Source organism: Dehalobacter sp. DCA (genome assembly GCF_000305775.1).
Classification (GTDB): Bacteria; Bacillota; Desulfitobacteriia; order Desulfitobacteriales; family Syntrophobotulaceae; genus Dehalobacter; species Dehalobacter alkaniphilus.
Map to the genome: position 1 here is coordinate 1,489,336 of NC_018866.1, position 17,057 is coordinate 1,506,392.

The following is a 17,057-nucleotide window of genomic DNA, read 5'->3' on the forward strand; positions in this document are numbered from 1 at the left end:
TCCCTCGCTATCTTCCTAAAACAGGTTTCCCTGCAGTTAAATCGATATATTTAATTGCTTTTTCAACTGTTTTGTATTCTTCACTGTTTAACAATTCCTGAAGCAGCGTCAGCTTTTCTGTAAACTCGGCATCAAATCCTATTTTCACTTCAATGCCGGAGGTCATATAAAGGCTTATTTGCCCGTCCGTTGTACTGTGAACCTCTCCAATCAGCGGCAGAAGTTCCGCAGGGGCTTGTCCCAGCAAAAGAAGGGCTTTGTTCAGATTCACATTGTCAATCTTTTGCCCAGGCCCGATTGTTCCAGGGACTTCGATTCCGGTCAGCACTGGGTTGTCTTCCGCGGGCCAGGAATCATAAAACTTCAGAATGACGCCGTGCAGATCCACGACGACAACCCCGTCACCAGTTAATATCATTGCGACCGGAACACGTTCCTGTACTTTGACCACCAGCGTTGCCGGCAGTTCTTTTTTTACCTGCACCTGATCAATCAGAGGGTGCAGCTTGACCTTCATCGCCAGGGCTTCGGTATCGGTCAAAAAAATATTCTCACCCTTTACTGTTCCCAAAAGCTGTAATACTTCATTCGCGGTGACATTGCTTAATCCTTCTGTCCTGACTTCCTTCACGTTAAAAAAATCCGATTTGGAAAACATATAAAATCCTACAGCAATGAGACAGATCAAAGCCGCTGCGTAGATCCAAAATGTATTTGATCTGGTTTGAACCAAAATCTTCCTCTCCTGCTCTCGTTTTATCTATTTTACATTATCCGGCTGGCAAGGTGCAACACTATTGTTTGACAACCCGCTGTATTTTTGCTCCCAAAGCCCTGTATTTTTCCTCAAGATCTTCATAACCCCGGTCAATATGATCGATTTTCTCCAGAACCGTACCCTCTTCAGCAGCCAAAGCTGCCAAAAAGAGAGCTGCTCCAGCGCGCAAATCAGTTGCTTCCACAAACGCACCTTCGAGGTTGGGCCGGCCGTTAATAATTGAGGTTCTTCCCTCAACGGTGATCCTGGCACCCATCCGTCTCAACTCAGCGACATGCTGGAAGCGGTTTTCGAAAATCGTCTCGGAAACAATACTCGTTCCGTCAGCAATCGTTAACAGTGCCAGGAACTGCGGCTGCATATCGGTCGGGAATCCTGGATAGACCAGCGTTTTAATTTCGAGCGCTTTAAACTGTCCTTTTTGGCGTACCCTGACGCTGTCTCCATAAGGGGTTACTTCAGCCCCCCCCTGGCGCAGTTTGGCAATAATGGGGCTGATATGTTCGGGAATCACGTTTTCCACCAGGATATCCCCGCCTGTCATGACAGCAGCGACCATATGCGTGCCGGCTTCTATCCTATCAGGGATAACGGTATGTTCCGTACTCTTAAGTTTCGCGACGCCGTCGATGCGCAGGACGTGAGTCCCGGCCCCTCTGATCCTGGCTCCCATTTTATTCAGTAGATTCTGCAGGTCAACAATTTCCGGTTCTCTGGCCGCATTGCGGATGATGGTTGTGCCTTCGGTCAGAACCGCAGCCATCATGATATTTTCCGTAGCCCCGACACTCGGGATATCCAGATAGACATCTCCGCCTCTGAGTTTCCCCGCTGTGGCCTCTATGTATCCATGTCTCTCTTCAACACGTACGCCGAGCTCCTGCAGTCCTTTAATATGTTGATCCATCGGACGTGTCCCAATCGCACAGCCGCCCGGTCTGGATATTTTTACCCTTCCGTTTCGTGCGAGCATCGGGCCTAAAATCAAGTTGGATGCCCGCATTTTTCGCATTAACGCTTCATCGACAATGCAGTCATTCAGTGAAGAGGAATCAATGGTCAGTTCATTTGAGCTGAATTGTGTTTTACAGCCAAGGCTTTTCAGAACTTCGCCCATACAAAGGATATCTGTGAGATGAGGAATTCCCTGCAGTCCTGTTTTTCCATCGGCCAGAATGGCGGCTGCCATGAGCGGCAGTGATGCGTTTTTTGCTCCGCTGGTCCGAATACTTCCCTCAAGTCTTTGTTTTCCCGTAATGACATAACGATCCATCGTCATGTCTCCTCCCCCTTTAGCCAATTAAATGACGCGTATTTCTGTTTCGAGCTGAATATCAAATTTTTCGGACACATCTGTTTGAATTACCTGAATAAGCGTTAAAATGTCAGTGGATGAGGCGTTCCCTCTGTTCACAATGAAATTGGTATGTTTCTCAGATACCTGAGCATCCCCAAGGCGGCGTCCTTTCCACCCTGCCTGCTCGATCAGCCTTCCCGCGGAGTCTCCGGCAGGATTGCGGAATACACTTCCTGCATTGGGATACTCCAGCGGCTGATGTTCTTTCCTTTTGGTCATAAGACCCTGCATCTGAGCCTGGATCACGGCCTGATCCCCTGGATGGAGGGACAGCGTACATTCCAGGACAATGCATTCCTTTTCTAAAAGGGAACTGCTGCGATACCCAAAAGCAATCTGGTCCTTCGGTATAATTTCAATTTTTCCCTCGGCCGTCAATACACTAACTTTCTTAACCAAATCACCAATTTTTCCGCCATAAGCACCTGCATTAATGGCTGCTGCTGCGCCGAGTGTCCCTGGTATCCCGCAGGCAAACTCGAGCCCGCTAAGGCCGCTCTCTCCTGCCTCCCGGGCCAGACGCATCAGAGAATAACCTGCTTCGGCCGTGACTTCTTCACCATGCCAGCGAATGCTGTCCATGGCTGTAACAACAATCACCACACCCTTGAATCCGTGATCCGGCAGCAATACATTTGAACCCCGGCCCAGAAGCAGAAACGGTATGTTATTCTTCCTGCACCCATCAATCACGGAGACCAGTTCCTCAGTGTCCCGGGGCCAGACAGCAAGTTCGGTCATACCGCCGATTCTCCAGGTATTCAGCTTTTTTAAAGGATAATCTTTTTCAATCCTACCCTTTATGTTCGGTAAGTACATGATATTCCTTTCCCTCTTCCTTACAGCATATCTTATGCTGATCCGGCTTGCAGTGTTAAAGAAGTTTATCTCCAGGCAGTCTGCAGGCAGAGATTGATAATGCGGTTCAAAGCTCCAGGCGCAAATACCTCCCTGGCCCGCGCGGCCATTTCTTCCAGTTTAAATGAATTCAACAGTACTTTTTGAATATTGTCCCACAAAATCTCCGCATTCAGTTCCTTATCTAAAATAACACAGGCTGCTCCCTTATTTTCAAAAACCCTGGCGTTATATTCCTGGTGATTTTCAGCCGCATACGGGTACGGGATCAGGATACCGGCCTTCCCTGCAGCCGAGATTTCTGCCAGCGTGGATGCCCCAGCCCGGCAGATGCACAAATCGGAGCAGGCCAGAGCTTCAGGCATATGCTCAACGTAGGCTAAGATTCTCCATTGTTCTCTTTGCCAGTTAATGTTATGCGTTTCAAGCTCATGTAAAATCGTATCATGCGTCGCTGTCCCGGTTGCCCAGATCAGCTGGACATCCGGGTATTCGGCCAGCTTTGGCAGGAGTCCGGTCAGCGCCTGGTTGATGCTCAGTGCACCTCTGCTGCCACCGGTGACCAAAATTGTTCTCTTGCCGGGATCAAGACCAAAGGCCTTAGCTCCGACTTTGCGGTCAATCTTGCCAATTTTTTCCCTAACCGGCAGGCCGACAACCTGAAGCTTGTCTTTAACCCCAAAATATTTTTCACTTTCCGGAAAAGTCAGTAAAATACGTTTAACCATTCTGGCCAATATTTTATTGGTCTTGCCCGGAAAAGCGTTCTGTTCGTGTAAAACGGTCGGGATACCAAAAAAGGCTGCTGTCAGGACGACCGGACCGGATACATAGCCACCGGTCCCTACAACCAGATCAGGATCAAACTCCTTCAAGATCCTTTTCGTTTCCCATAAGGCCCGAACGTTCGTGCCGGCTGCTTTCAGTATTTCGGCGCTTAACTGCCGCGGCATCCCTTGACCGGATATCCCGCGGAATTCGAGACCGTTTTCCGGAATCAGCTTCGCTTCCATGCCGCTTCTTGTTCCAACGTATAGGACGCGAATATCATTCAGCTGCTCCTGCAGCGCTTTGGCGATTGCCATTGCAGGATAGATATGCCCGCCTGTACCGCCTCCGGTTACAATAACCCGCAATTAAAAGACCTCCTCAGATCTGCCCGCAGCCGCAGAAATATTCAAGAGCAGCCCGGCTCCGATCATTGTAAATAAAAGTGATGTACCCCCATAGCTTAGGAATGGCAGGGTGATTCCCGTTACCGGCAAAACGCCCGATACCACACCCATATTGATCATTGCCTGAATCCCGATCAGGGATGTCAGACCCACAGCCATCAAACCAAGAAATGGTTCCGGCGCCAGCATGGCTGTCCGGAAACCGCGCCAGATGAAAAGGAAAAAGAGCAGAACAACGAGTGAGGCACCGACAAAACCAAGCTCTTCTCCAACCATGGCAAAAATAAAGTCTGTATGGTTCTCAGGCAGATAAAGAAATTTTTGTCTGCTTTGACCGAGTCCCAGTCCGAATAATCCGCCAGGCCCGAGAGCCAGGAGCGACTGGATCGTCTGATAGCCCTTGCCTGAAGGATCAGCCCACGGATCAAGGAAAGCAAAGATCCTGCGCATTCTGTACGGAGCAGCTGCAATCGCGGCAACCACCATCGCCAGCCCGGCCAGACCAAGGCCTGCCATGTGCCACATTCTGGCCCCTGCGGCCAGAAGCATAAAGAAAACAGTAGCGGCAATTACCAGCGTTGTGCCGAGATCAGGCTGCAGCATAATCAGGGCACAGACCACACCCAGCAAAGCCAGGGAAGGGATGATGCCCTTACGGAATGACTTGATCTGATAAGGATTCACGGTAAGGAACCTCGCCATGGTCAGCACCATGGCCAGTTTCGCCACTTCGGAAGGCTGGATGGACATCGGACCAAGTCCAATCCAACGGGTTGCACCATTCACTGTCCTGCCGATTCCCGGGATCTTAACCAGGATCAGCAGAACCAAAGCTGCGTATAAAATAGGTTTCGCCCACTTATGCAGAAACGCGATATCGATCATGACGGCGACACCCATGGCTGCAAGCCCCAGAGCCACCCACAGCAGATCCGCTTTGAAATAATGATAAGGATCCTCATAGTACAGGTAGCCTTTCACAGCACTGGAACTATAGGTCATGATGATCCCGATCAGCAGCAGGATAAGAATCACGCCTAGCAGAACCGGGTCGACCTTTAGGAATTTTCGGATCACATAGCTCCCCCCTCCAAAATCATTCGGGTTCGCTATAATGCTTACGCACCAAATCCTTAAACAATTCCCCTCTTTCTTCATAACTTTTAAACATATCCCAACTTGTACAGGCTGGCGACAGTAAGACGACGTCACCCGGCACTGCCTCGGTAATAGCAATATTGACAGCATCCTTAAAATCAAGCGTCCGGATAATGTTCGGGAACCCTAAGCGGACAGCAATCTCCTCGAGCTCCGGAGCCGCCATCCCCACTAAAATCAGACTTTTTACCCTTATGCGTGCTTCCTGCAAGAATTCCGTCATATCAAGGCCTTTGTTCTTACCTCCGGCAATCAGCACGATCGGTTCCTCATAGGACTGAAGGGCTTTGATCGATGAGTCAGGATTGGTTCCCTTGGAGTCATTAATATACAGAACATTATCAAATCTGCCGACGATTTCCTGGCGGTGTTTCACCGGCTGGAAATGACGCAGTACGTCAGCAATTTTGGAGATATCGAGTCCGAACTCAAGCGCAGCTGCCACTGCAGCCATCACGTTCTCAAGATTATGGCCACCCCTCAGCAGCAGTTCCCTGCGTCCGATGATCGTCGCGGCAACGCTATGATCTTTTTTTAGGACAATATCCTCTCCGTTTAAGCAGATTCCGTCTGGCAAATTTTCCTTCAAGCTGAAGAATACCACCCGAGCCTTGGCTTTAGCGGCTAATTCTTTAACAATCGGATCATCCCAGTTTAGGATGGCCAAATCCTGTTCCGTCTGGTTTTCAAGGATCCTGGCTTTGGCTGCAGCATATTTCTCCAGTGAACCGTGCCGGTCCAGATGGTCCGGTGTCAGGTTCAAAAAGATCGCAATGTTCACCCTGGTCCTATTAATCAGTTCCAGCTGAAAGCTCGAAAGCTCTGCAACGATAATCCCATTCTGATCAAGATGTTCAACCTGGCCGCATAAAGCAAGCCCAATATTCCCGGCGACGACCATCTCACGTCCGGTTTCCTTAGCCAGCTCTCCGACAAGCGTTGTGGTCGTCGTTTTGCCGTTGCTTCCGGTTATGCCGGCAATCACTGCCCTTGAATCCCTCAAAGCAAGCTCTACCTCGCTCCAGAGTGGAATACCCGTCGCTGAGGCCTGCCGGATAAACGGCAGGAATGGGGAGACACCCGGCGATAAAACCAGTAAATCAGGCCTGATCTCCTTTATATCCGGTTCCCTTTCCAAAATAAGATGAGCAGCGTCCAGTTTCAATTCATCTATACCTGTAAGCTTGGCCAAAGGCTGCATATCGGTGAGAAAGACCTCAGCTGCTTTGCTCTGAAGCTTATGAGCCGCAGCCAGGCCGCTTCTGCCACCGCCTACGACCAGCACTCTTTTTTCGGCTAATTCCACAATACGATCCCTCCAACCTTAATTGATCATCAACCAAAAGGCGCTAACTCCAATCAACGTGAAGATGGCTGCAGCCAGCCAAAAAACGCGTACAACCTTTTTTTCGCTCCAGCCGCCCAATTCAAAGTGATGGTGCACCGGACTCATCCGAAATATCCTCTTCCCCCTGGTCTGAAAAGAAACAACTTGAAGAACAACGGACAGACCTTCCAGGACAAAGACCCCGCCGAGAATTAGCAAAACAAATTCACTCTTGCTGAGGACCGAGACCGCAGCCAACGCTCCGCCCAGAGCAAGTGATCCACAGTCGCCCATAAAGATCCTGGCCGGGTGGATGTTAAACCTTAAGAATCCCAGACAGCCTCCCGCAATGGCCGCGGCAAAAACCGCGAGGTCGCTGGAAGAAACATCGATGCCGTCAATAAATCCTGTCCGCGCAGCCAGATAAGCAATGCCGACATAGCCGACAGCTGAAATAACTGTACAGCCTGCGGCCAGTCCGTCCAGTCCGTCTGTCAGGTTAACCGCATTGGACATATACACCACAATAAGTATGACCAGCGGATAATAGAAAATCCCTAAATCTATTTCCAAAGCAGTGAACGGAATATCTACCGCTGTACCCCTACCAAGGTACAGGGTGGAAACTCCGACTAATATCACCGCAAGCAGGATTTGCCCGGTCAGTTTCTGCCATGCTCGTAAGCCAAGGTTCTGCTTCCTAATTACTTTTAAAAAATCATCTAGAAAACCAAGCAAGCCAAAGCCCAAGGTCACAAGGAGCATGGTTATTATTCCGGGTGAATAAGGTTTTTCCGCAATAATCAGCACCCCGGCTGTAATTCCAATTAGAAATATAAGTCCGCCAATCGTCGGTGTCCCGGCCTTGGCAAGATGCCGTTTGGGGCCATCTACCCTGATACTTTGACCAAATTTTAACGTACGCAGAACCGGAATCAAAAAAGGTCCCGCCAGAAGACTTACCAGCAGGGCAATTCCTGCCGCCAAATAGATTTTTTCCGTCACTTCCCGAATGTTCCTTTCTTAGCCTTGATAATTGAATTATTGGGGCAGGTCAGCGAGCCACAATACCGCTTTTCGGCCGTTGTGCCCTCCGTGGCACAAACGTCCGCGCTCCGCATCCATGCTCCGCTTGACGCGGAACTGTGGCTCGCTGACTGATCACCGGAGATAATAGACGTATTTGGGACCAGTTCAAGATGCTTTGTAGTTCTTTGCTTCAAAGAAGTGCTATGCTTGATACCTATTTGCCTCAGCGTGTAAGCGGTGGTATGAAACACCTGAAAGAAATGCTTTCATATCTTGTAATTAGTCTGCAGGCCACAGTTCCGCGAAAAGCGGAGCACGGATTGCGGAGCGCGGCATTTGCGCCATGGATGGCGCAATTCGCCGAAAAGCGGTATGTGGCCTGCAGACAGACCCGAGAAGAATTCACTCTTCACGCTTCAAAGCAGCGCTTACGCGCTCCATCCGCATGCCGCGAGATCCCTTGACAAGAACCCAGACATTACTGCCCATCTCCTCTATAAGCGTCTTTGCCACAGAAACGGCTTCAGTGCATTCGCTGCAAACATGAATGCCAGAGGCGGGAAAACCTGCCCCAGAGGCTCCCTGCGCAATATCTTCAGCCATTTTGCCAACTGTGATCAGTGTGTTGATCCCCAGCTCCGCTGCAGCCCGGCCGACATCCTGGTGACCAGTAACGGCAGAATCTCCCAATTCATACATCTCACCCAGTACTGCGATCGTTTTTGCCCCTCCCCTTTCAGCCAGCACGCGCAGTGAAGCTTTCACGGAGGTAGGATTGGCATTATACACGTCATTAATGATCGTACTCCCAAAAACGCCCTGCTGAATCTCGAGCCTCATTTTGGACAGTTCCAGTTCTTCGAGTGCTTTGGCTCCTTCAGCCAGGGATACCCCTTTGGCCAGTCCAACACTCAAAGCCGCTAGTGCATCGAGTACATTGTGCTCTCCTGGCAACGGGAGGCGAACCTCAGCTCTGTCCTCTCCGGATACAACTTCAAAACACGTCGTTAGCGTCCCGGAGCTGTGGATATTGACAGCATAAACATCTGGAGACGCATATTTACCGGAAATCCCGTAGAAGACTTTTTTCACATCAGCAGCGGCTGCCTTGTTGACACTGAACGCATCCTCCGCATTCAGTACGGCTATGCCTCCTTCCGACAGAGCAGCAACCAGTTCCCATTTGGCCTTCGCAATATTCTCCTGTGATCCTAACAGCTCCAAATGTGTTGTCCCGATATTCGTGATCACAGCAACCGAAGGGCTGCAAATATCGCAAAGGGCCCTAATCTGCCCGAGTCCGCGCATTCCCATTTCCAGAACCATGATCTCGGTTCCTGCCGGTGCATTCAGGATGGTCAGCGGCAGCCCGATCTCATTATTGTGGTTTTCCAGATTTTTATGGACCTTAAAGCTTTTGGCAAGTACGGCAGCCGTCATATCCTTGGTCGTAGTTTTGCCGCAGCTGCCGGTAATCCCAATGACCACAGGATCAAGCGTTTCTCTCCACGCTCTGGCTAAATCCTGCAAAGCCAGCAGTGTATCCTTTACAGCAATGATTGCTTTGTCGGCAGGTATGACTGGAAGGCCGTATTCCTCCAGGCTTCGTGTTTCTGCCAGTGCAATCGATGCCCCGCCTTGAAAGGCTTTATTGATAAATAAGTGTCCGTCGGTCTTTTCTCCGCGGATCGCAGCAAACAATACTCCCTCAGAAGCTGCTCTGCTATCAATGACACACCCCTTGAAATATGTGGATGCTGATCCGTAAAGTTTGCCGCCGAGAATTTCCGCCATGGTACCACTATTCCACATAACCCAATCTCCTAAGAACTTTATCTGCTTCTTCCCGGTCATCAAAATGTATTTTTTCCGTGCCTAGAATCTGATAGTCTTCATGTCCTTTGCCGGCGATAAGTACCGTGTCCCCGGAACCGGCTGCCGTACAGGCTTCGTCGATCGCACTGCAGCGGTCTTTTATCACCTTGTAATTGGCTGATTTAAGCCCCGGAATAATATCTTCAATAATTTTATCAGGATCTTCAGTCCGGGGATTATCCGAGGTTACGACAATATAGTCGCTAAAACGGCCGGCGGCTTCTCCCATGAGCGGCCTTTTTTTTCGGTCCCTGTCACCGCCGCAGCCAAATACTGTGATCAGCTTTCCAGCAGTGATTTCTCTGGCCGTACGCAAAACATTTTCCAGGCCGTCCGGTGTATGTGCATAATCGACAATAACTAAAAAAGGCTGGCCTTTGCGAATACTCTCAAATCTGCCCGGAACCCCTTTGATACTGTGAAGCGCTTGCACCACAATCTCAGTCGGATATCCGCTTTCCAGTGCCCAGGCAATTGCGGCCAGAACATTGTAAACACTAAATTTACCAGGGGTACTATAAAAAATCTCGGCGCTTTTCCCGTGAAAAATCACGTCAAATTCAACACCTCTGTCTGAAAGCCGGATATTCACAGCCCGGTAGTCCGCCTCGTGGTCAACACCATACGTGACTGCCCTGCAACCCGCCTGTTCTTTCAGAAAGACACAGGAGACGTCGTCAGCATTGAGCACAGCCAGCTGGCCGGCTTTTCCGCCGTTCAAGCCGGAGAAAAGTAGCGCTTTCACTTTGAGGTATTCCTGCATATCCTTATGGTAATCCAAATGATCCTGTGTCAGATTGGTAAAAATCCCGGCATTGAATACACAGCCATTGACTCTTCCCAAATCGAGTGCATGCGAGGATACTTCCATCACGGCGAGATCCACATTTTCCGCAACCATTTCAGCTAATAAAAGTTGAATTTCCGTCGATTCAGGCGTGGTATGCTGGCCGGGATACGCATTGTTTCCTATTCTGCTGCCAAGTGTACCGATCAGACCAGTTTTCTTGCCGCTTTGCTGAACGATCCGCTCAATCAGGTGCGTCACTGTGGTTTTACCGTTCGTCCCGGTTACACCGACAAGTTCAAGCCGGTCGGATGGATTCCCGAAGACCTCAGCCGCTAAAAAACCCATGGCCTTCCGGGTATCCGTAAATTTAAGCTGGGGTACGGCTAGCGGCAGGAACTCCTCCACGGCTAACGCTGTAGCGCTGGCCCGGACCGCAGCCTCGGCAAACGCATGACCGTCCGCCTGATAACCTCTAATGCATACATATAGATTGCCTGGAGATACCGTTCTTGAGTCATGGGTGATCCCATTAATTACCGTCTGCGTATCTCCAAGCACTTCAACCTGTTTCATACCGTCAATGATTTCCGCCAGCGTTTTTTCAGAACTAGACATGAGCTACACCTCTTCTCAGCTATCTTACCACAATCATGTTTTTTTTTCTAACTCCATCCTGATTATGACATATCGTCTTTATTCGGCCAGGTCCGGATTCAGGCTGATCGGGATCCGCTCTCCCAGGTTTTCAATTGCTTCCACATCCGGGTCACTCACTTCGAGCCATGGAGCCAAGGTTTCTTTGCCTGTTTCTGTTCCAAAATAAAGCAGCACCGTGGAGCCTTTTTCGACCTCTGAGTCTCCATGCGGGATCTGGTCAACTACGACCGCACCACTGCCTTTCACTTTCACGTTAAATCCCTGCTTTTTCAGGGCAGCTTGGGCCTCAGCTGAAGTATATCCCAGAACGGAAGGTACAGTGGCGGCTTCTTTGACAGCGGGGAACTCCACACCATAAAGCGGTTCTCCCGGAGTGAGCGGAGCATCCAGATCAGGCTGGACGCCAAGATATTTCAGGGAATCGAGCATAACGCTCGAGAATACCGGGGCTGCCACGACCCCGCCGTAGAACGGGACACCATCAATGACGACCAGAATTGCCAGACGTGGATGATCTGCCGGTGCAAACCCGATAAAAGAAGCAACATATTCTCCCTGGATATAACCACCGCTGCCGACTTTCTGGGCTGTGCCGGTTTTCCCGGCTACCCGGTAGCCGGGAAGAAAGGTCCTTCTGCCCGTGCCATTGGTGACGACAGACTCCAGGATTTCACGCTCGAGCTTGGCAGTATCCTCACTGATGACCCGCCGCACCGTCTTCTTCGCAAATGGGACAAGTACCTCATCTGTCGGCACTGTAATTTCCTGAACCAACTGGGGCTCAAGCAGCGTACCTCCGTTGGCAACCGCCGAAACTGCTGTCAGGAGCTGAATGGGGGTAACATTATTGGTTTGGCCAATGGACATCGTGGCCAGATCCAAGGCCGTTGCTTTCTTCTTTTTGGCCAGGATGCCTTTCGCCTCTCCGGACATTTCAATCCCTGTCTTCTGCCCGAAACCGAACGCCGTCAGATATTGATAAAACTTATCCATCCCGAGGCGCTGCCCCAGCATAATAAATCCCGGGTTGCAGGAGTTCTCGACAACTTCCACCATGGTTTGAGTTCCGTGCCCGCCAGCTTTCCAACAGCGGATTTTTTTGTTTAAAATTGTCGCATAACCGGGATCTGTAAAGCTTTCATTCGGCTTATAGTCACCCTCTTCAATCGCTGCTGCGAGTGTAATGATCTTAAAGGTTGACCCTGGCTCATAGCCATTTTGAATTGCAATATTCCGTCGGGTTGACGCATTGGACGCTTGGTAGTTATTCGGATCATAAGTGGGTGCAGAAGCGATCGCCAGCATCCGTCCTGTTGAAGGCTCCATAACAAGAATAGAGGCATTCTTTGGGACTTTGCCTTCCATGTTGACACCCTGGCCGGCCATCAGTTTAGCCAGCTCTCTTTCGGCAAAAGCCTGGATGTTTTTGTCAATGGTGAGTTTGACTGTATTCCCCTGAACCGGCTGGATAAATTCATGCTGGCCTCCGGGAATTTTTATGCCGTTTGCTCCGTATTCGGTAAGGATGCTGCCGGATGTTCCTGTAAGTTCTTCATCCCTGGAGTATTCAATTCCTTCCAGCCCCTGACTGTCAATTCCGGTAAAACCTAAAATATGCGCCGCCAATGAGCCATTCGGATAAAACCGTGTACTGTCTTCGATAATACCTATACCCGGGAAATTTTTCCTGGTGATCTCTGCTGCAGCTTCCGCAGATACTTTCTTTTTGACATACTCGACGGAAGTCCGTTTCGTAATTTTTTGCAGAACCTGTCCTTGGTCCGTGTCCAGAATAGCGGCAAGTCCGGCCGCTATTTCATCCTGCCGCTTGGATTTTCTGACTTCGGCCGGAATCGCATAGACTGTCTGGGCACTGACACTCATCGCTAGGATATTGCCGTTGCAGTCTTCAATATTGCCTCTTTTAGCTGCGACCGGAACACCGCGGTAATGCTCGGCATCCGCCAGGTCTTTTAGGAAAGGGCCATCCCGCAGCTGAACAAACGCGAGCCGGATAATCAGAATCAGCAGGAAAAGGCTGCATAGCCCAAATAATAAGAGAATTCTTTTACGCGTCTTGATGTATTGCACCATAGAAAATCTACCCCTTTTGAACAGAGGTAGATTAAACTCAGGCGACGCTATCTTTGGGTTGAAGCAAAAAAGCTAGAAAATATGCTGAATACATTTTCAAATATAGAATTGGCTTTGCCTTCAACCGGCACCGCCGCAGTCTTCTGAGTTTGGTCAACCTCTGCTGTACTCTCAGGCTGGATCAGGCTGCTGGCAATATAGATCGTTCCTTCCGGCTTCTCCATACCCATTGCCAGGGCAACCTTTTCAATTCTGGAAACGGAGCTGAGCTTGTCGACTTCAACCTGCAACAGATCATTTTCTACGTTCAGGGTCTGAATTTCCTTTTGCAGGGCTTTGATTTCCGCAGCTTTGACCACGGTGATATGTACTGTTTTGGCCCCAATCAGACCGAACATCCCAATAATCCCCAATATGACCAAGAGTGCCATGGCCCGATACTTCAGCATCTGAGAGGTCTTTTTGGACGGGGCGGCTTTTTTGGCCTTTGGCTTGCCTTTATCAAGAATTTGATCATATTCCTGATAGGCAAAGGATTCATTGAATTGTAGTTTTCTCTGTGCTGTTAACATCGTATTCTTCTCCCCCCCTATTTAGACCTTGAGTTTCTCAGCAGTACGAAGCTTGGCGCTCCGCGATCTGGGATTATCATTTTCCTCTTCCCTGGATGGAACAACCGGTTTTTTATTGACCAGCCTCGCAAGGGGTTTTACCCCGCAGCAACATACCGGAAGAGAAGGAGGACATGTACATTTGCCCATCCAGGACTGAAATTTGTTTTTAACAATTCTGTCTTCCAAAGAATGAAAGGTAATGACGGCTATTCTTCCGCCATCCTGCAGGCAATGCAGAGCCTGATCCAATGTTTCTTCCAGTACCTCAAGTTCTTTATTCACAGCAATCCTTAAAGCCTGAAAAGTGCGCTTGGCAGGATGAGGTCCTTCTCTGCGGGCTGCAGCAGGGACCGCATTCTTTATGATTTCAACAAGTTGCCCTGTTGTTCTGATTCTATCGTGAGTCCGGGCTTCGCCAATAAACTTTGCAATTCTCAGCGCCCATTTTTCTTCTCCGTAATCCCGGATAATTCCGGTCAGGTCTTCCACACTCCAGCTGTTGACGATTTCTTCGGCAGTAAGCGGTTTTCTGCGGTCCATGCGCATGTCGAGCACTGCATCCCGCATATAGCTGAAGCCTCTTTCCGCTTCATCCAGTTGGGGCGACGAGACCCCTAGATCATACATGATCCCTGCTGCCGGTAATAAGCTATTCGCTCGGATCGTATCTTCAAGTTCCACAAAGTTCTTTTGAAAAACAGTGACCCTTGGGTCATTGGCAAACTTCATGCGGGCATTGGCAACAGCAGTTTCATCCTGATCAAAACATACCAGCCTGCCCGAAGCGCTCAATCGCTGGAGCAGCAGTGCCGAGTGTCCGGCTCCCCCCAGCGTACAGTCCACGTATAATCCGTCAGGGTCTGTAAACAGCATTTCAATTGTCTCTTGCAGCAGGACGCTTTGGTGTTCAAAAACCACTTAGGGCCATTCCTTTCTTTGCTTTATCGCAAGCGTACCCACTTTTTGTTCAACCTATGTACGATGGTATATTCTGCTATATCATTAAACCCATCGCAGCAAGGGACTCAGCATCATCTTCATAATTTTGGGCTGCGTTGGTGCTGTATTCTCTCCATTTCAAGGAATCCCAGACCTCGATTCTATCCATGACACCGACAACAACGACATCTTTTTCCAAAAAAGCACGCTCCCGTAAATTTGCAGGTACCAAGATCCTCCCCTGCTTATCAAATTCGCACTCGGCAGCGCTGGAAAAGAACAAGCGGGTAAATTCACGGGCTCTGGTTTGCGATACCGGAAGCTGTTTCAGCTTCTCCACGAAATCAAACCATCCGCTTTCAGGGTAAAGAAAAAGACAGTCCTCCATCCCCTTGGTAATAAACGACTTATTGCCAAGAAGCTCTCTGAACTTTGCCGGTATGATCAGACGACCTTTATTGTCTATCGTATGGAGAAATTCCCCCATGAACATAATCTTCACCCCACCAGGCACCACTTACTTACCACTTCAACCCACTATACCCCACATATTCTCTATTTTTTTAAGAATTCCTGCTGACAAAAAAAAGAAAACAAAAAAAATAGGAATTTAGTCCCTATTTTTTATGTTTTCCTTAAGCCGTTAACCAAAAAAAAATCCAAACATAATGGTTAGGTAATGTCCTGCGAATTTTTATTTGGCAGGATCGCAGCAGCAAAATTCTGTTCTTGGAAAAGTTCACGAATCAGTTCCCGCAGAATCAGATTTTTCACCATCTTGGGCAGAACGCCGCTTTGCTTCACGAAAGCAGGCAGGGCGAATGCTTCCCCGCTGCTTTTTGTTTTCACTTCCCGTAAATTCATACTGACCAATTCCAAAAAATCCTGAAACGAATAGACTCGAAACCTATAAATATCCTGTTCCAGGGCAATAAATTCCAAAAGAGCAATTACCATTTCCTCATAACTTGTTTCTTTTTTCATATCGAGCAAAGCAGCAATCTTCGGTATAATATATTCATAAAGCATCCTCCTGTAAGGAATGCCTTTAAAGCCCAGCTTTTCTCCCAACGCCAAAATTTTTTTCTCACCGAGAGACAGCATCATGCGGATAAAAAAGTCCTCATCCCCTGTTGGTTCAATATAATATTTTTGGCCTTTCAGACGCCTGAACTGCCTTATAACATCGTAATAACCAAGTTTAAGATGGTATCTGGCCTGTTCATTGCTGAAATCCAGGATACTGCCAAGCGTCTCGGCGGGAGAAATATATTGAACATGAACCTCCCTGTCCGCAAGCTTTCTGCGACGGCCCAGCGCGTTGGTCCTGATAGCAATGATCTCTTTGAAACCTTTGCCCACCAGCATGTTTAAAGGCAGATTGTCATAGAAACCGCCGTCAAGATAGTGTTTTCCATCGATTTTTTCTTGCTGAAAAGCAGGAAGGTTTGAGCTTGCCAGTAAATACTCTACAACTTTACCCTTGGGGACATCCTCGAGAAAAAATTCCATGGGTTTCATATCCGACAGGGAGACCGTCGTAAATCCGAATAACATTTTGGATTCTCTAAGCTTGTCTTCATCCACGATTTCCTGAAGCAGTTTTTTGATAAATGTGATATCCAGACCTTTGCTGGAGGCAATCTCCTTGGTCTTCTTCATATAGTAAAGCAGTCCGTCATGAGATATGTCCAACTTTTTAAGTTCTTCCAGCCGTACTTCTTCAATATCAAATACCTTCGAGGGAGACATCTCATACCACAGCTCATACGCTTTATCCAGTTCACCCTGAACAATCATCGCCCCATTCAGCGCCCCGATGGACGTACCGGCCACTGCCCCGTAGCTTATGCCCAATTCCCGCATCGCCTTACAGGCTCCGATCTGATAGGCGCCTTTTGCGCCTCCGCCTTCCAAAACAAGACCGTACATCCTTCCACTCCTTCACTCAAACTCCTGAAGTTAATACCAGATAAGGAAAACTTAATCGGCGCCAAACTTTGGCGGCAACCTCACCTGCACTTACTTTTATCAAAAATACTTACACTTTTATGATACACTAAAAAAGCCCTGCAGAATATACCGCAGGGCCTTGTTGTTGCGAGAATGATCGGGGTACTTGGAGTCCTTACTGTCCGACGGCTTTGTTAAGCTCTGCCACCAGATCATCAGGGTTTTTGCCATGCGTGATCGCAGCGCCTTCAACACTCTCCCTTGTTGCGGACGGGCATCCCAGGCAGTGCATACCAAGTGCCACAAAAATTTCTGCAGTTTGCGGGTATTGTCTGAGAACCTGGCCGATAACCATATCTTTCGTGATCATTCGATTTCCTCCTGTACAAGTTAGTTCAATGCTATTATAAAATATTTCATTATAAGAAGCAAATAAATTCATCCACGATTAGA

15 protein-coding genes are annotated in these 17,057 nt (G+C 48.9%); all 15 read right to left on the reverse strand.

The genetic code is table 11. From position 1 onward, the window contains the following. Positions 1-7: 7 nt before the first annotated feature. The gene (locus DHBDCA_RS07150; protein WP_015043538.1) at positions 8-733 is read right to left on the reverse strand and encodes a cell division protein FtsQ/DivIB; all 726 of its coding nucleotides are present in this window, start codon (positions 731-733) and stop codon (positions 8-10) included. Between the two features lie 61 nt (positions 734-794). Beyond that, positions 795-2,057: a UDP-N-acetylglucosamine 1-carboxyvinyltransferase gene (murA, locus tag DHBDCA_RS07155; RefSeq protein ID WP_015043539.1), complete on the reverse strand. Its 1,263-nt coding sequence runs from the start codon at positions 2,055-2,057 to the stop codon at positions 795-797. A 21-nt stretch (positions 2,058-2,078) separates the two neighbouring features. Continuing rightward, positions 2,079-2,954, reverse strand: coding sequence for a UDP-N-acetylmuramate dehydrogenase (murB, locus tag DHBDCA_RS07160; protein ID WP_015043540.1), 876 nt, complete (start codon positions 2,952-2,954; stop codon positions 2,079-2,081). A gap of 65 nt (positions 2,955-3,019) precedes the next feature. After that, positions 3,020-4,129 (reverse strand): undecaprenyldiphospho-muramoylpentapeptide beta-N-acetylglucosaminyltransferase, encoded by a 1,110-nt coding sequence (gene murG, locus DHBDCA_RS07165; protein WP_015043541.1) that lies wholly within the window; start codon positions 4,127-4,129, stop codon positions 3,020-3,022. Next, complete coding sequence (gene ftsW, locus DHBDCA_RS07170; protein ID WP_034378390.1) at positions 4,130-5,242, reverse strand: putative lipid II flippase FtsW; 1,113 nt, start codon at positions 5,240-5,242, stop codon at positions 4,130-4,132. A gap of 22 nt (positions 5,243-5,264) precedes the next feature. Further along, positions 5,265-6,632, reverse strand: coding sequence for a UDP-N-acetylmuramoyl-L-alanine--D-glutamate ligase (gene murD / locus DHBDCA_RS07175; RefSeq protein ID WP_015043543.1), 1,368 nt, complete (start codon positions 6,630-6,632; stop codon positions 5,265-5,267). Between the two features lie 18 nt (positions 6,633-6,650). Then, the gene (mraY, locus tag DHBDCA_RS07180; RefSeq protein ID WP_015043544.1) at positions 6,651-7,658 is read right to left on the reverse strand and encodes a phospho-N-acetylmuramoyl-pentapeptide-transferase; all 1,008 of its coding nucleotides are present in this window, start codon (positions 7,656-7,658) and stop codon (positions 6,651-6,653) included. A 426-nt stretch (positions 7,659-8,084) separates the two neighbouring features. Next, on the reverse strand, positions 8,085-9,494 hold the full coding sequence (murF, locus tag DHBDCA_RS07185) for a UDP-N-acetylmuramoyl-tripeptide--D-alanyl-D-alanine ligase (RefSeq protein WP_015043545.1): 1,410 nt from the start codon (positions 9,492-9,494) through the stop codon (positions 8,085-8,087). Then, positions 9,484-10,962 (reverse strand): UDP-N-acetylmuramoyl-L-alanyl-D-glutamate--2,6-diaminopimelate ligase, encoded by a 1,479-nt coding sequence (locus DHBDCA_RS07190; RefSeq protein ID WP_015043546.1) that lies wholly within the window; start codon positions 10,960-10,962, stop codon positions 9,484-9,486. The genes murF and DHBDCA_RS07190 overlap by 11 nt, the downstream gene beginning before the upstream one ends. A gap of 78 nt (positions 10,963-11,040) precedes the next feature. Continuing rightward, positions 11,041-13,098 (reverse strand): penicillin-binding transpeptidase domain-containing protein, encoded by a 2,058-nt coding sequence (locus DHBDCA_RS07195; RefSeq protein ID WP_015043547.1) that lies wholly within the window; start codon positions 13,096-13,098, stop codon positions 11,041-11,043. 47 nt (positions 13,099-13,145) lie between these two features. Next, positions 13,146-13,670 (reverse strand): septum formation initiator family protein, encoded by a 525-nt coding sequence (locus tag DHBDCA_RS07200; protein ID WP_015043548.1) that lies wholly within the window; start codon positions 13,668-13,670, stop codon positions 13,146-13,148. Positions 13,671-13,691: 21 nt separating this feature from the next. After that, on the reverse strand, positions 13,692-14,630 hold the full coding sequence (gene rsmH, locus DHBDCA_RS07205; RefSeq protein ID WP_015043549.1) for a 16S rRNA (cytosine(1402)-N(4))-methyltransferase RsmH: 939 nt from the start codon (positions 14,628-14,630) through the stop codon (positions 13,692-13,694). A gap of 76 nt (positions 14,631-14,706) precedes the next feature. After that, positions 14,707-15,144 carry a division/cell wall cluster transcriptional repressor MraZ gene (gene mraZ, locus DHBDCA_RS07210; protein ID WP_021315480.1) on the reverse strand — a complete coding sequence of 146 codons (438 nt, stop codon included), beginning with the start codon at positions 15,142-15,144 and terminating at the stop codon, positions 14,707-14,709. A 179-nt stretch (positions 15,145-15,323) separates the two neighbouring features. Further along, positions 15,324-16,583 carry a patatin-like phospholipase family protein gene (locus DHBDCA_RS07215; protein ID WP_015043551.1) on the reverse strand — a complete coding sequence of 420 codons (1,260 nt, stop codon included), beginning with the start codon at positions 16,581-16,583 and terminating at the stop codon, positions 15,324-15,326. A 196-nt stretch (positions 16,584-16,779) separates the two neighbouring features. Then, on the reverse strand, positions 16,780-16,974 hold the full coding sequence (locus DHBDCA_RS07220; RefSeq protein ID WP_015043552.1) for a DUF1858 domain-containing protein: 195 nt from the start codon (positions 16,972-16,974) through the stop codon (positions 16,780-16,782). Between the last annotated feature and the right edge of the window lie 83 nt (positions 16,975-17,057).

What these genes read in the sequence shown, in the direction of transcription:
- murA (WP_015043539.1), bottom strand. Translation starts at nt 2,057, where the DNA reads ATGACGATGGATCGTTATGTCATTACGGGAAAACAAAGACTTGAGGGA.
- murB (WP_015043540.1), bottom strand. Translation starts at nt 2,954, where the DNA reads ATGTACTTACCGAACATAAAGGGTAGGATTGAAAAAGATTATCCTTTA.
- murF (WP_015043545.1), bottom strand. Translation starts at nt 9,494, where the DNA reads ATGTGGAATAGTGGTACCATGGCGGAAATTCTCGGCGGCAAACTTTAC.
- DHBDCA_RS07190 (WP_015043546.1), bottom strand. Translation starts at nt 10,962, where the DNA reads ATGTCTAGTTCTGAAAAAACGCTGGCGGAAATCATTGACGGTATGAAA.
- DHBDCA_RS07195 (WP_015043547.1), bottom strand. Translation starts at nt 13,098, where the DNA reads ATGGTGCAATACATCAAGACGCGTAAAAGAATTCTCTTATTATTTGGG.
- DHBDCA_RS07200 (WP_015043548.1), bottom strand. Translation starts at nt 13,670, where the DNA reads ATGTTAACAGCACAGAGAAAACTACAATTCAATGAATCCTTTGCCTAT.
- mraZ (WP_021315480.1), bottom strand. Translation starts at nt 15,144, where the DNA reads ATGTTCATGGGGGAATTTCTCCATACGATAGACAATAAAGGTCGTCTG.
- DHBDCA_RS07215 (WP_015043551.1), bottom strand. Translation starts at nt 16,583, where the DNA reads ATGTACGGTCTTGTTTTGGAAGGCGGAGGCGCAAAAGGCGCCTATCAG.
- DHBDCA_RS07220 (WP_015043552.1), bottom strand. Translation starts at nt 16,974, where the DNA reads ATGATCACGAAAGATATGGTTATCGGCCAGGTTCTCAGACAATACCCG.